Consider the following 12,798-nt stretch of genomic DNA (forward strand, 5'->3'; position numbering starts at 1 on the left):
AACCGGCAGACCACATGGGAGGCTCCCTTATGTCAGTCCGTCTGTTCCCTTACTGTTTTGTTCTGCTTCTGGCAGCATTCGCTCTGGGCGTGCCCGGCACCGCAGTGGCAACCACTGAATTCCTAGTCCTCAATGACTATGCGCAGGCCTGGGCAGACAAACAGGAATGGGTATATGAAGGTATGCAGGAAAGCGATGAGCCTGTTCCTCACAGGGAAGGCGATGCATGGAATCAAGAGGACAGCTCAGGTCTCACGGTTCTTGATTATGCCCTGTTAGGTGCTTCCGCACAGGAACTTGGTGCTGTTCAGTCTATGGTCCAGCTTGGTGCGCGCCCAGGCACCGGAAAAGCGGAAGCGTATCTCGGCCCGCCTCTGAATCTGGCCAGACTGGCTGTTCGCAAGGCTCCTTTGGAGGAATGGCGCAGCACCATAAACTTTGGCGGAACGAACGAAATACTACCGAACGGTTTCACCCCCCTGCTGTGGGCGGCCGTGTTCCAGCCGGACGCATCGGTACTGCACGCGCTGATAAAAGGCGGAGCAGATCCGAAGAAGGGACTGCCCGAAGAGGCCGGGGGGCATAACGTCCTGCACCTCGTGGCCGAACAGGGCGAGGATCCCCAGGCTGTCCACCTCCTTGTGGATACGGGCCTGGACGTCAATGCCCTGACCAATCCCCAGATGATGGGCGAGACCGCCCTCATGCTGGCTGTGCGCAGGAGCCCGAGCCCGGAAGTCATCAAGGCCCTGCTGGAACGGGGCGCTGATACGGAAGTCCGGGACACCCAGGGGCAGCGCGCCTGGGAAGGACTGCGGCCCGAGCGTGAAGCCTGGCTGAAGAAGTCCGGTTTCGGCTGGCTATGGGACAACAGCGCGCGGCAACAGCGGACGAAGTAAACGAATGCGCCCGGACGACAGGCATGCCTGCCGCAGCGCCATGCATGCCGACGAACGCAAGCAACTCCTCGCTCCGCCCGCGGATGTCATGCGGAGCAAGCAATACCGACATGGAGAATAGGAGGCAACCATGCTGAGAACGAGCCTGATCCCTGTCCTTGTGGCGCTCATGATCGCGGTGGGCACCATGGGCCTGGCCCATGCCCGGACCGAAAGCCCCATAGATGCACCCATAACCGTGAAGGAACTCACGGACTCACCGGAAAAGCTGGCCGCCGCCGGCTATGAGATGGTCATGGCCTCCGGCGAGGATCATGCGGCCAGGGTGCTGGTCACAGCCCAAAAGCCTCTGAAGAACTTCCGCATCGTCGCCATCACGTTGGCGGACAACGATGACCCCAATGATTCGACCATACGGTTCAAGGTGCTGGCGACGCTGCATGCCCGTGACATGTTCACGCCGGACACGCCCATCTGCGCCGTCATTCCCATGATGGGCAGCATCCCCAATATCGGTTTCTTCTATGCGGCCGAAGATGGTACGAATCGGCTCTTTTCCCTGAACCAGAGCGGTAGAGACGGTTCCCTGTACCTGACCGCCGAGGAAATCGCCAACAAGTAAATGGAGCGTGCATCATGATCATCACCGGCAGCATCATCACAGCCATCGTCGTCCTCCTGGTCATAAGCCTCATCCTCTTCTACAACGGCATGGTGAGAGGAAGGAACATGGTGGAGGAGGCATGGAGCGGCATCAGTGTCCAGCTCAAGCGCCGTCATGACCTGGTCCCCGTGCTGGTCAATTCCGTCAAGGGATACATGACCCACGAACAGGAGACGCTCACCAGGATCGCCGAGCTGCGCGCCAGCGCTGTTTCCGCCTCTTCTTCCGGATCGGTGCAGGCCATCGCCCATGCGGAAAACCAGCTGATGGGAGCCTTGCGTTCCCTGTTCGCGGTATCGGAGAACTATCCCGACCTGCGCGCCAATGAAAATTTCATGCAGCTCCAGGAGCAGCTTTCCCTGCTGGAGGACGAGATCCAGCTGTCCCGCCGTTACTACAACGGCACGGCCCGCGACCAGAACAATCGTGTGCTGCAGTTTCCCGGCAATCTGGTGGCTCATGCCTTTGGTTTCAACAAGATAGATTATTTTGAACTGGCCGACCCTGCGGAAGCGGCTGTGCCGGAAGTGAAGTTTTAAGCCATGTGCCGCGTCATCCTGCTTCTTCTGCTGTGGGCTGGCCTGTACTGTCCGTCAGCCGCTGCCTTCGGGGCGGAAGGTCAGCCCCCTGCCGCTTCGTCCCCGGCGATGCCTTCCTGCTTTGTCTTCATCCAGGTGGCGCCTGACGGAGTGCTTACCATCACCGAACGGCTGAAAGGTTTTGGGCCTATCGTGGAGCGCCCTCTGAGCAGTGGCGCAAGGATCTACGGCAGTCTGGCCCCCTTCGTACAGGAATCGGACATGGAGCTGGTGTCGGTCAAAGCCGACGGCAAGCCCGTTACTCCCAGCGTGTACGTGAATGAGCAGGACAATAACCGCTACGTGCGTCTTGCGGCCCGGGACACAAGCTTGCCAGTACACGAATATACTCTGACGTATAAGGCCAGGGAAAGGATTCTCTTCCTCTCGGACGTGGACAGGCTGGACTGGGATATATGGGGCAAAAGATTTGACAAGGGGCCTGTCAGGCTTTCCTGCGCCATCAGCCTGCCCAAGGGAGCCACTGTCAGCAAGCAGTGGTCCCGCCTGGGGAATGAGACCGTGGGGCACAAGCCCGTCACCCAGTGGATCAACAAGGACGGGGTGGCCTTCTTCCGTGGCGAAGCGCCCATAGTGGACAGAGAGCACTTTGTCGTTTCCGTGGAATGGAACAAGGGTGTCGTTGCCTCCGATGGTTCGGAAGAAACGCTCTCCATCGTCAAAAGCTCCCTGTGGGGCCTTTTTGCGCTGCTTCTGCTCCTGTGCGGCGGGCTCTGGTTCAAGTTCGGCAAGGATCCGCGCCCCCGGGTCTCCATCCCGCTTTTCTATCCGCCCCTCGGGCCGGATGGCAAAACGCTTTCTCCGGCGGCTGTGGCCTATATCCGCGATGCGGCCATGCTGACATCCCGGGGATTTTCCGCGCTCCTGTTGAACCTAGCGACCCAGAAGCTGGTGGATATGACAGGTACAGGCAGCCGCAAGGATCCCTATGTCCTGCAGACCAGCGACGAGATCCTGAAGCGGGTCCCCGCTGACGACGCCGGCAGCGAAAGCAAGGCTACAGGGGAAGAAAGCAGCCAGCAGAAGCGCCGCATCTGGGAAGACCTTTTGAAGGCGGGCCGTGGTTTCGACCTGGCGGAACGGCTCTGCCTGCGCCGGCTCTTTCCCGCCCGTCCGCCCCAGCCTCTGGAAGTGGGCAGGAAGAGTGCCTGGCAGGTGGCCGAGGCCCGCGCTGTGGCATACGAGGCCCTTGCCTCCCAGTACCGCGACATGTGGCAGCTGAACGGGGGCCTGGTCAGCATGATGTTCATCCTCTGTTACGGGGGGGCCATCCTGGTGCAGGGCTTCCTCTGGCTCAATTTCGGCGCCGCGGACATGGCCGCCGTCCTGGCCGTCACCTGCCTGACGCTCGGCTTCACCTATGTGGTCCATCGCTGGTCACAGTATGGCATCAGCATCTGGGTCCGCTGGCAGGAGATGGGCGTCATCAACATGATCCTTCTGGGGATCTACGTCCTGCTTTGGCCTGTCATGCTGGTGTATGACGCCATCCTCGACGCAAGCATGGCGGACTTCTTCCTGTACCAGTTCATGCACAGCTGGCAGGCGGCGCGCTCCCTGCTCTGGCTGGGACTGACGGCCTATCTCTTCTGGCTGACCAGAGACATCAAGGCCGTCTTTCTCATCCCCCTGAAGATCCTGGGGTTCCTCCTGATCTTCTTTGTCGTGGGCGGTATGGTCTTCGTCGCCAACAGCTTCATGGGCAGCGGCAATCTGGCCTTTATGGGCATGCTGCTTTTGCCCATGTTCTTCATGCCCCTCATGAAGCGCCCTGCCCAAAAGGCCGAAAAGCTCATGGCGGAAATCGAAGGCCTTGCCCTGTATCTCGGAACAGCGGAAGCATCGCGCCTCAACACTTTCAATCCGCCGGAACGGACACCGGAAGAATTCCATCGCTTCCTCCCCTACGCCGTGGCGCTTGGTCTGGAAAAGGCCTGGGGAGCTCAGTTTGCCAACTCGCTGGCGGATCTGCAGTTCCGTGGCGGTTCGCTGCATATGATGGCCCAATACGAACACCGCATGCAGGGTCTGTAGCCCTGTACGGCAGATGACCGCTCCGGACGGACATCGGATGATACAGGTCCGGGGTCAGGACAAGGGAGCATGGGGCCGTGTCGCCAGCGACGCCCCATGCTCCTTCGAAAAGACAAACACCCGCCATCCCCGGACCGGATCGCCTGACCTCGCCGGACGGATGGGCCAACAACAGATCCCGCGTGTATGCCGGGGAGTGGATGACCATGAAAAGATGCATGACGTTGCCGGCCGTGGCCCTGCTGTTCTGTTTCCTTCTGGGCGGTACAGGCGTCAGCCTGGCGGCCGACTCCGGTGAGGAACGTACCATCCCTGTCATAGAGTGGATGTGCTGGTCGTGCGGCAAACGGTATTTCACGTTCGCTCCCGACACGCTCGACGGGAAGATCGTCCAGCACAAGGACCCCAATTTCCAGCAGTCCCGATGGCTCATGCTGAAGACCAGAAGTCCCATCAAAAAGTGTGAAAAGATGTTTGATGGCTCGCACATGTTCGACAAGAAAAAAGAATTCATGACCTCCGCCTATGTCATCATGGAACAGATCGACAATTATGTGGTCATCAAGGGAGGTTCGGCCATCAAGGCAAAGATCAACCATGTCTGGTGTGTGGGATGCCAGAAAAATGCCTATGCTTTTGCCGGGGATGATCTGGATCTCTGGGACAAGGTGTCCACACGGGAGGTAACGGCGATCTTTGCCCTGAGATCCGGCACCAAGATCGGAGCCTGTGAAAAGCTGCGGCTCCCCGCCGGAGAGGCCCTCAAGCCCCATATCTTTGCCCAGAAGGGGGCCGTTTCCATGTCGTCGGATGCCATCGCCCAGTATCTCGGCTCCTTCCTGTGCTCGAACTAACAGCCATCCTTAAGGAAGAATCATGAGGACAGCTTCTCTTTTCCGCACCATCGCCCTGCTCCTGCTCAGTGCGGGCATCTGCCTGGCGTCCTGCGCCCTTTCCGTCGCGCCCGGCCACGCGGCCCCGTCGCAGGGCCTTCCCTCGAACTATGCGGACTTCAAGGAACGCTGCCGTAGGGCCGCCGTTACCCCTGAAGGTGCCGTCAAAATGTATTTCGACGCGGTCTTCTGCTACCTGGACCCGGCCCGCCGGGCGGAAGCCTCCAAGATGCTGCGCTACATCATGCACACGGATGCCAACTGGGAAGGGAACCAGCGGCATGTCACCTTCCTGCGCCGCCTGAAGGATCCCTCCCTGCACTATATCTTCAGGAGCTTCGCGGCGGGGACCAGCCCCGAGAACGGTTACCGCATGTCTCCCGATGCTTACCGGCTGGTCTTTACCAGAAAGGACCGGCAGCAGGATTATACCCGCGTGTTCCTGCGTTCGTCCGGGGCCGACTCGGACCGCCGGGTCTGGGTCAAGCAGTATCCTGACGGATTCTGGTACGTCATCAACAATGCGGACACGTACGCCAAGGTCCGTGACCCTGCGGTCTCTGGCATGGGCAACAGCCATGATGCCGATTTCGACGTCACCGCGCCGGCGCCCCAAGCCCCGCCTGCGGAAGTCTCCGCTCCTGTGGCAACACGACCGGAACCTGCGGAAAGCGTTGCTCCACCGGAGGCACAGCCGCAGTCTTCGGAACGTTCCGCTGCGCCGGCGCAACCGACACCTACAGAGACTGCCGTTCCTCCGGCGACACAGCCGCAGCCTGCGGAAAATGCCTCTTCTGCGGTGGTACGGCCCCAGCCAGAGGAACACGCAGCCCCTGCGACGGTACAACCACAGTCCGTGGAAGCTACCTCGCCTCCGGTGGCCCCGCCTGCGGAAGGCGGCGAGGCGGAAATGTCCATCTGGTAGCATGGGCAAAAGGAGATAACGATGAAGAAGACCTGGATCGTCCCGTGCTGCGCGCTGGGCATGCTCCTGTACGCGGGTACGGCCCAAGCCGCTTTCTGGCAGGTCCTGCGGGATACCCCCGTGCGCGCGGACGCGGCCGCTGGTGCCAAGGTGCTGGGTACGGCCCAAAAGGGCTGGATCGTGAGCGACATGACCGGGGATGGTTCCAGCCCGCAGTGGATCAGGATGGTGGAGTTCCAGACAAAGGCCGGCGAAGGCATGGCCTATGCCCACTTTGTGTATAAGGTCCCGGATGCCTACATCCGTGCCGCGGACGTGGTGCAGGTAGCGGACGAAAACGGGACGCCCCTGCAAAAGGCCGGAACCGCGGCCGCCGCGACGGCACAGGGTGTGCGCGTGGAGCGCATGGTCGCGCCCCAGGTCACGGATCTGGCCTGCAACGGCGCCGTGGACGGAGCCGTCCTGAAGGCGGCCCTGGAGGCCTGGGTACAGGCCTGCAATGCCATCCTCGGCCGGCTGGAAGGCATGGAGCCCGACGAGGCGGCCATGACGATGCTGGCCTGGGCCGATGAGGACCCCTTCGCCTCCGCTGACGTCGAGGCTATGGACAAGCACATGGCGGCCCTCCTGGACCGCTGGCTGAGTGCCCGATATGGCCATCCCCAGACCCCGCTGGGCGCCGATGACCAGAAGGTGCTGGCCCTGTTAGCCGCGTATGGACTGGTCCCGCAGATGGCCGAAGGCATCACCTTCTTCGCGGCCGACGTGAGCGCCCTGCGCAAGAGGGTCAGCTTCGAGCCTCCGGTGGCCGCCTATAGCGACTATATGTCCCTGCGGGACAGCCAGCCGTCCGTCCTGTTCACTGATGGCGGTTGCCGCTATCCCGTGAAGGAGATGGGCACCTGGGCCGTGCAGTGGGAACGCTACCTGAACACGGTGCCTGCCGACAGCGTGTATTTCAAAGAAGGCAAAAAGCGGTACCTGGAATTCATGACCCACATCCTGTTCAGCGACCTGCCCAACACGCCGGCCTTCCCTCGCTACAATAAGAACAGGATGGAAAAGACGTGGATGGCGGCGTTGCAGAGCGTGGCTCTGGAGAACCCCGGTACACAAACGTCCACCCTGATCACGGAATTCCTTGGCAAGATCAAGGCCAACGACAACAGGCTTTCCGCCGCATATGGAGAAGCCCTTTGGAACAAGATGCGCTCACCGTCCTTTCCCCGGACGAAATAGGCAAGGAGGACAAAGATGAGGATCCTTACCCATATGATGTTGGGCATGGCCATGCTGTGCATGCTCTGCGTAACCAGTGTCCAGGCGGCCCAGCAGAAAGAAAAGGTCCTGCTGGATACGGATATGGTCGAAATGTTCGATGACGGGGTCGCCCTCATCATGCTGGCCAATGCGCCGGGCATCGACCTGCTGGGCGTGACCTGCGTCACCGGCAACAGCTGGGTACAGGAGGGCGTGGCCTACAGCCTGCGCCATCTGGAGATCGAAGGACGCAACATCCCTGTGGTGGAGGGCATGCGCTACCCCCTGCGCCCGCAGCGGCACGAGCTTTTCGAGATGGAGCGTACCCAGTTCGGCATGGGGCATGACGCCTGGCTGGGCTCGCTGGGCCGTCCGGAACCCGCCAGCTGGCAGGACTTCTATAAGCAGCAGTACGGCAGGGAAGCGCAGTTCGAGCCGCTGAACACGCATGCCGTCAATTTCATCATCGACACCATCCGGGCCAATCCCCATGAAGTGACCATCGCCGCCATCGGTCCCTGCACGAACCTGGCCGCCGCCATCCGCATGGCTCCGGACATCGTGCCCCTGGTCAAGCGCGTGGTCTACATGGGCGGCAGCTTCTTCCAGCCCGGCAACGTGACCCCGGCGGCGGAATTCAACTGGTGGATAGACCCCGAAGCCGCCCAGATCACCGTGCGCTCCCCCTTCAAGGAGCAGATCGTGTTCGGTCTGGACGTGTGCGAAAAGGTGGTCTTCCGCAAGGCCCATTATGACCGTTTTCTTGCCAGCCTTGGCAAGAGCCCCCAGGCCGATATCCTGAAGAAGACCTTTGTGGGGCAGACCTTCGCCAAGGACGCCAACTTCACCCACTTCGTCTGGGACGTGCTGGTGGCTGCCGCCATCATCGATCCCGGCATCATCACTGCGGAAAAGACATGCGCCATCGACGTCAACACCCAGTACGGCCTGTCCTACGGGCAGTCCCTGGCTTTCCCAAAGTTCGCCGCCTCCGGCTGCGCCAAGGCCCGTATCGTGACTGATATCGATCAGGAACGTTTCTGGAACATGGTCAACGACAAGACGTACTGGAAGTCCGCCCGCTGATGCTCCTCCCCATGGTCAGGCAGGCGAAGCCCTCTGTGACAGTTCCATAACATCCCTCACGCCCACCAACGCGATAGTCCTGGAGGAATGAAGACATGAAAAAGCCCCTCTTCGCCTGTCTGGCCTTACTTTGCGGTATGCTCCTGTGCGCATGCGTCCCCACGCTTCCCCATTCGTCCAGGTATGCCGCGCTTCTCGATCCCCTCATGAACAGCGGCAGGACGACATCCATTGACGCCCCGGCGGGACTGCCCGCGAACTTCAGCGAGTTCAAGTCGCGTTGCCAGTCCGTTGCCCGGAGCCCTGAGGGCGCTGTCAAAATGTATTTTGACGCCGTCTTCTGCTACCTCGAGCCCGGTCGCCGGACGGAAGCCTCCAAGATGCTGCGCTACATCATGCACGCTGATGCCGGCTGGGAAAGCAGCCAGAGGTACGTGACCTTCGCACGCCGTCTGAAGGACCCCGCCAGCCACTACATCTTCAGGAGTTTCGCCGCGGGAACGAGTCCCGAAAACGGCTACCGCATGTCGCCCGAAAATTACTCGCTGGTCTTTTCCGGCACATCCCAGGAAGCCGACTATGTCCGGGTCTTCCTGATCTCGTCCGGCTCCGACAGCCGCCGCATCGTCTGGGTCAAGCAGTACCAGGACGGGCTCTGGTACGTCATCAACAACGCGGACACCTATCTGAAGGTACGCGACCCTGCCAGCTCCCGTCCTGACAACAGTCATGATGCGGATTATGACAACAGGCGATGAAACAGGAGGCGATATCACGGCATGTCCTTCCTGACGGATCATGTCCCATGATATCGCCTCTGCGTTTCCTCTGTGCTGATGGATGGTTACCCTGCCCTCCGGCATCGATGGCAGCGGGAGAACAAGGCCCAAGATGTTTTCCCCGGAAAGCCGCATGGCTTCCAGCTCAGTCCTGCAGGATCTCCGCCAGACCGTTCCGCTTCAGCCAGGATATGCGCCCTGCGGGCAGACCGTCCCCGGCCCGGTTGCCGTCCATGTCGTGCAGGCCCGGGTCCGCGCCCTGTTGCAGCAACAGGCGGATGACCTCCGCATCAGGGCTGGCGTTGCGCACGGCGAGCATCAGGGGACTGTACGCACCAAAATCCTTCCCGGTCCGTCCATTGACGGGCAGACCTGCGGACAGCAGAAAGCCAATGGCCTCAGGGCCGCCCTGTCCCGCACAGGCCATGTGCAGGGCATTGGATAGGCTGTCATCGACCGCCCGTACGTCCGCTCCCCGCTCCGCCAGCAGGCGCAGCAGGGCCAGGCCGTCCGCCCGGCGCGCCGCGAACAGGAAGGCCGACGAGCCTACCCCGTTGCGCAGGTTCACATCGGCGCCGTGACGAACAAGGACTTCCGCCACGGCAGGATTCCTGTTTGCCCGGCAGGCCAGCATCAAGGCGCTGTCTCCCAGCATGGATGAGCGACTGTTCACATCAAGGCCATGGCGCAGCAGAAAGCGGATGATTTCCGGATTCCCGTTATGCTCGGCCGCCAGCAGGAGCGCATTGTCCCCCAGCCGGGCATCGCCACCCGGCAGGACCTGCCGGGGATTGGCCCCGGCCTTCACCAGGGCATCCAGAACGGCCGGGTCAGACGCCAGTGCCGCAGCCCACAAAAAGGCGGTCAGACCATTGGGCATGGCGGCATCCACCTTGCCCGAGGCCTGCAGGGCGGCCTTCAGCTGGTCGGGGGGGGCCTGGGTGACGAGCAGGCGCGCCAGCGTCAAGGACGAATCGGCGGGACCGGGACCGGGACGAGCCCCATGCCGCAGCAAAAGCGTCACCATGCCCGGCGCGCCGGACACGTTTCCGTGCGCCAGCGCCACATCCAAGGGGCTGTAGCCGCGACTGTCCGTCGCATCGATCCCGGTACCGGGCTTCAACGCCTCCTCCAAGGCGAAGACATCGTTTTCAAGCACGGCGGCCATGATGGCGGATACTTCCGCGCTCCAGACCGGGCGGGCCCAAAGGGAAAGACAGAAACACAGTACCATCCCCAACGTCATGAACTTTTTCTGCATGGGAACCTCCATGGTCATAGGGGCGACATGGGACGAGTATGGCCCAGGCATCAAGTAAACGCATCCTTGCCGGAATGACATCGCAAAAAATTTTTCTGCACTATACGACGCATTTCTCATTACTGTGATGAGACGGATTTTTTATTTTTTTGAAAAAACGGCGCCCATCCATCATCAGAATGATGCTCCCTAAAAGATGTCCGGCTATGATCGGAGCAGAGAAAAGAGCACGCGCCGGTATGCCGACAGGGACATGTCGGCATGTCTCCCGGCCTTTGCGGGATACGCGAGGTACGTCCCACTTCCTAAGGACAGGGGGGACCAATGCATGCATGGCCCATCGTCGGGACATTCCCCCGCGATAACAAGGCGCTTTGATAACGTTCTTTGCGGTCACAGGGACATGTCGCGCAACGCGGCCGGAAAGCGCAATTTTTTCCGGAGAGATGCCCCGCAGCATGAGAGAGGCTCCGCTCCTCCCCTGCCGGAATATCGTCCGAGGAGGCCCTTGCCGCCGTCATGGCGGCAGCAAACACACATGACGGAGGTCACCATGAGATTTGGAAAGTGGACACTTGGTCTTTGCCTGCTGGGAAGCCTGTTTTTGTTGCAGTCGCCCCTGACTCAAGCGAATCCGACCAACAAGGAAGAGCTGGCCCCCGGCTTCGATGCCTGCATCTCGCGCAGCTCATCCGTCAATGAGATGCGCCAGTGCAATGCCAAGGCCATCCAGTACTGGCAGGACAGGCTGGACAAGGCCCTGAGCCGTGCCGGGGCCAGGTGCGAGCAGGCCAACCACCCCGAAATCTGCAAGAAGCGCCTGGAGCAGTCGCAGACCGCCTGGCAGGACTATGTGGACATGATGGGCGAATACGTCATGGAAGTGAACGGCGGCGGCAGCGAGGGGCTGGTCGAACAGGGAGGTTTCCGGGCTGAAGCCATCAGGGCACAGGTCCGCATCCTTGAGTAATCATGACGCGGCGACAGGAGGTTCCCATGCGCTTTTTCATCCTTTTCCTGTTCTGCCTTCTTGCCTCCGGGCCGCTCGGCGCCGGTTCGGCACAGGCCGCCCCCCAGAAAGGCTTCCTGCCCCAGATCTTGGACAGTGTCGAAGGCCTGTCTCCCTGCAAGCCGGGGGGCGACATCACTCGGGATGTGGGCCGGTGGCTGCGCCTCATGCGTGATGGAAAGCCTTTTGCGCAGACCTGCGTGTATCTCTACTGGGGCGTTTCCCGCGTGCAGGCCGGCAACCAGACCTTCTATCAGGTGGAGTCTTCCCAGGACGGCCAGAAGCTGCTCACCCTGCTTTCCGACCAGGGCATGACGCTGCATGTCTTCCGCACCGACGGCCCAGGCCTGAAGGAACGCCGCGTGGAGGACGGCAAGCTGGTCTATTTCTGGGAAGACGGCGAAGGCTATACCTTCAGGACCGTTATAGGAAAGAACGAGATCCATACCATCCCCGACAGTGAGGAGGCCGGAGACAGACACTGGACGGACCTCAGGCTGGAAGAGATGGAATATCTTGGTCTGGATGGCAAGGGGCTGGCGGATGTCTGGTACGGCCATCTGTTCCGGACAAAGGACGGGCGGACACTGAAGCTGAATGGTGAGGAGAACAGCTGGCAGTGGCTCCAGCCCTACCAGGGCAAGACGCTCCGCATCCAGTGGGGAAAGCTCACGTACGGCCCGGGCTTCGGGGGTAACACCCTCTATGCGGTCATGCCCGGTCTGGCCAAGGCCACAGGGGACGCCGCTGCCGCCCCGCGCTACGACAACAGACGCTTCGAATTTTCCCTTTCCCGGCTGCCGGAAAATTGCACCATGCAGGAATCCGATAACGGCGACGGCGTGACCATGCGCGACCAGGCGGGTTTCACCCTGCTGGCCTACGGCACCCGCAGCTATCTGGTCATGGGCCAGAGCATGGAGGAGGCCCTGGCAGAACTCTCCAGCGGGCTGAAGGTGACCTCCAAGCATATCGACAAGGAAAATAACTGGTTCATGGTATCCGGTATTGCGGGTGACGAGATTGTCTATATCAAGTGCTTTTTTGGCTATCCTGCCGCCCGCATCCTCCGCATGAGCTACCCGAAGCACAAGGCACAAGACTACGCCCCTCAGGCGGAAAAGGTGGTGCAGGGCTTTCATACCTACGAGTAATTCCATATCTGTGAGGAAAGAAGGGACGGGAAGAAAGCATCCCCTTATCCCCTCCTCTCATCCCCTTCCCGCCCTCGCGTCCCATCATCATGCTTCGGCATGACATGGCCTCACAGTTGCCGGGCAGCAATACTGTTGCTGCCCGGCTTTTATGTAGAGAACGTCCAGAATTTTCGATTGGTTAAAAGTATGGTAAGCTCATCCTATGAAGCAGACAGATTTTCGTGATGTGCCT

Annotated in this window: 12 protein-coding genes; 11 read left to right on the forward strand and 1 reads right to left on the reverse strand. The window is 60.8% G+C overall.

Annotation, left to right across the window (positions count from 1 at the left end; genetic code table 11):
• Positions 1–29 precede the first annotated feature (29 nt).
• From ACQRBR_RS00780 to ACQRBR_RS00820, 9 genes are all read left to right on the forward strand, one after another.
• Positions 30–899 carry an ankyrin repeat domain-containing protein gene (locus ACQRBR_RS00780; protein ID WP_427812024.1) on the forward strand — a complete coding sequence of 290 codons (870 nt, stop codon included), beginning with the start codon at positions 30–32 and terminating at the stop codon, positions 897–899.
• 130 nt (positions 900–1,029) lie between these two features.
• Positions 1,030–1,521: a hypothetical protein gene (locus tag ACQRBR_RS00785; RefSeq protein ID WP_427812025.1), complete on the forward strand. Its 492-nt coding sequence runs from the start codon at positions 1,030–1,032 to the stop codon at positions 1,519–1,521.
• 14 nt (positions 1,522–1,535) lie between these two features.
• A complete protein-coding gene (locus ACQRBR_RS00790) occupies positions 1,536–2,102 on the forward strand; it encodes a LemA family protein (RefSeq protein ID WP_427812026.1) in 567 nt (188 codons plus the stop codon).
• 3 nt (positions 2,103–2,105) lie between these two features.
• Complete coding sequence (locus ACQRBR_RS00795) at positions 2,106–4,196, forward strand: DUF2207 family protein (RefSeq protein WP_427812027.1); 2,091 nt, start codon at positions 2,106–2,108, stop codon at positions 4,194–4,196.
• A 206-nt stretch (positions 4,197–4,402) separates the two neighbouring features.
• Positions 4,403–5,050: a hypothetical protein gene (locus ACQRBR_RS00800; protein WP_427812028.1), complete on the forward strand. Its 648-nt coding sequence runs from the start codon at positions 4,403–4,405 to the stop codon at positions 5,048–5,050.
• Positions 5,051–5,072: 22 nt separating this feature from the next.
• Entirely contained in the window at positions 5,073–6,014 is a 942-nt protein-coding gene (locus tag ACQRBR_RS00805) for a DUF6935 domain-containing protein (protein WP_427812029.1), read from the forward strand.
• 21 nt (positions 6,015–6,035) lie between these two features.
• Complete coding sequence (locus ACQRBR_RS00810) at positions 6,036–7,253, forward strand: hypothetical protein (RefSeq protein WP_427812030.1); 1,218 nt, start codon at positions 6,036–6,038, stop codon at positions 7,251–7,253.
• Between the two features lie 15 nt (positions 7,254–7,268).
• Positions 7,269–8,360 carry a nucleoside hydrolase gene (locus tag ACQRBR_RS00815; protein WP_087353098.1) on the forward strand — a complete coding sequence of 364 codons (1,092 nt, stop codon included), beginning with the start codon at positions 7,269–7,271 and terminating at the stop codon, positions 8,358–8,360.
• Between the two features lie 95 nt (positions 8,361–8,455).
• A complete protein-coding gene (locus tag ACQRBR_RS00820) occupies positions 8,456–9,118 on the forward strand; it encodes a DUF6935 domain-containing protein (RefSeq protein ID WP_087353100.1) in 663 nt (220 codons plus the stop codon).
• A gap of 166 nt (positions 9,119–9,284) precedes the next feature.
• Here the strand turns inward: ACQRBR_RS00820 and ACQRBR_RS00825 are convergent, their stop codons facing one another.
• On the reverse strand, positions 9,285–10,400 hold the full coding sequence (locus tag ACQRBR_RS00825) for an ankyrin repeat domain-containing protein (RefSeq protein WP_427812031.1): 1,116 nt from the start codon (positions 10,398–10,400) through the stop codon (positions 9,285–9,287).
• A gap of 553 nt (positions 10,401–10,953) precedes the next feature.
• Here ACQRBR_RS00825 and ACQRBR_RS00830 point away from each other — a divergent pair.
• Positions 10,954–11,370 (forward strand): lysozyme inhibitor LprI family protein, encoded by a 417-nt coding sequence (locus ACQRBR_RS00830; RefSeq protein WP_427812032.1) that lies wholly within the window; start codon positions 10,954–10,956, stop codon positions 11,368–11,370.
• A 26-nt stretch (positions 11,371–11,396) separates the two neighbouring features.
• A complete protein-coding gene (locus ACQRBR_RS00835; RefSeq protein ID WP_427812033.1) occupies positions 11,397–12,563 on the forward strand; it encodes a hypothetical protein in 1,167 nt (388 codons plus the stop codon).
• Positions 12,564–12,798: the final 235 nt, after the last annotated feature.

The organism is Desulfovibrio sp. SGI.133 (genome assembly GCF_050313955.1).
Lineage (GTDB): Bacteria > Desulfobacterota > Desulfovibrionia > Desulfovibrionales > Desulfovibrionaceae > Desulfovibrio.

Bases quoted from the DNA above. Each gene is read 5' to 3' on its own strand.
- ACQRBR_RS00820 (WP_087353100.1), top strand. From the start codon at position 8,456: ATGAAAAAGCCCCTCTTCGCCTGTCTGGCCTTACTTTGCGGTATGCTC.
- ACQRBR_RS00790 (WP_427812026.1), top strand. From the start codon at position 1,536: ATGATCATCACCGGCAGCATCATCACAGCCATCGTCGTCCTCCTGGTC.
- ACQRBR_RS00835 (WP_427812033.1), top strand. From the start codon at position 11,397: ATGCGCTTTTTCATCCTTTTCCTGTTCTGCCTTCTTGCCTCCGGGCCG.
- ACQRBR_RS00805 (WP_427812029.1), top strand. From the start codon at position 5,073: ATGAGGACAGCTTCTCTTTTCCGCACCATCGCCCTGCTCCTGCTCAGT.
- ACQRBR_RS00830 (WP_427812032.1), top strand. From the start codon at position 10,954: ATGAGATTTGGAAAGTGGACACTTGGTCTTTGCCTGCTGGGAAGCCTG.
- ACQRBR_RS00815 (WP_087353098.1), top strand. From the start codon at position 7,269: ATGAGGATCCTTACCCATATGATGTTGGGCATGGCCATGCTGTGCATG.
- ACQRBR_RS00780 (WP_427812024.1), top strand. From the start codon at position 30: ATGTCAGTCCGTCTGTTCCCTTACTGTTTTGTTCTGCTTCTGGCAGCA.
- ACQRBR_RS00810 (WP_427812030.1), top strand. From the start codon at position 6,036: ATGAAGAAGACCTGGATCGTCCCGTGCTGCGCGCTGGGCATGCTCCTG.
- ACQRBR_RS00825 (WP_427812031.1), bottom strand. From the start codon at position 10,400: ATGCAGAAAAAGTTCATGACGTTGGGGATGGTACTGTGTTTCTGTCTT.
- ACQRBR_RS00800 (WP_427812028.1), top strand. From the start codon at position 4,403: ATGAAAAGATGCATGACGTTGCCGGCCGTGGCCCTGCTGTTCTGTTTC.
- ACQRBR_RS00795 (WP_427812027.1), top strand. From the start codon at position 2,106: ATGTGCCGCGTCATCCTGCTTCTTCTGCTGTGGGCTGGCCTGTACTGT.
- ACQRBR_RS00785 (WP_427812025.1), top strand. From the start codon at position 1,030: ATGCTGAGAACGAGCCTGATCCCTGTCCTTGTGGCGCTCATGATCGCG.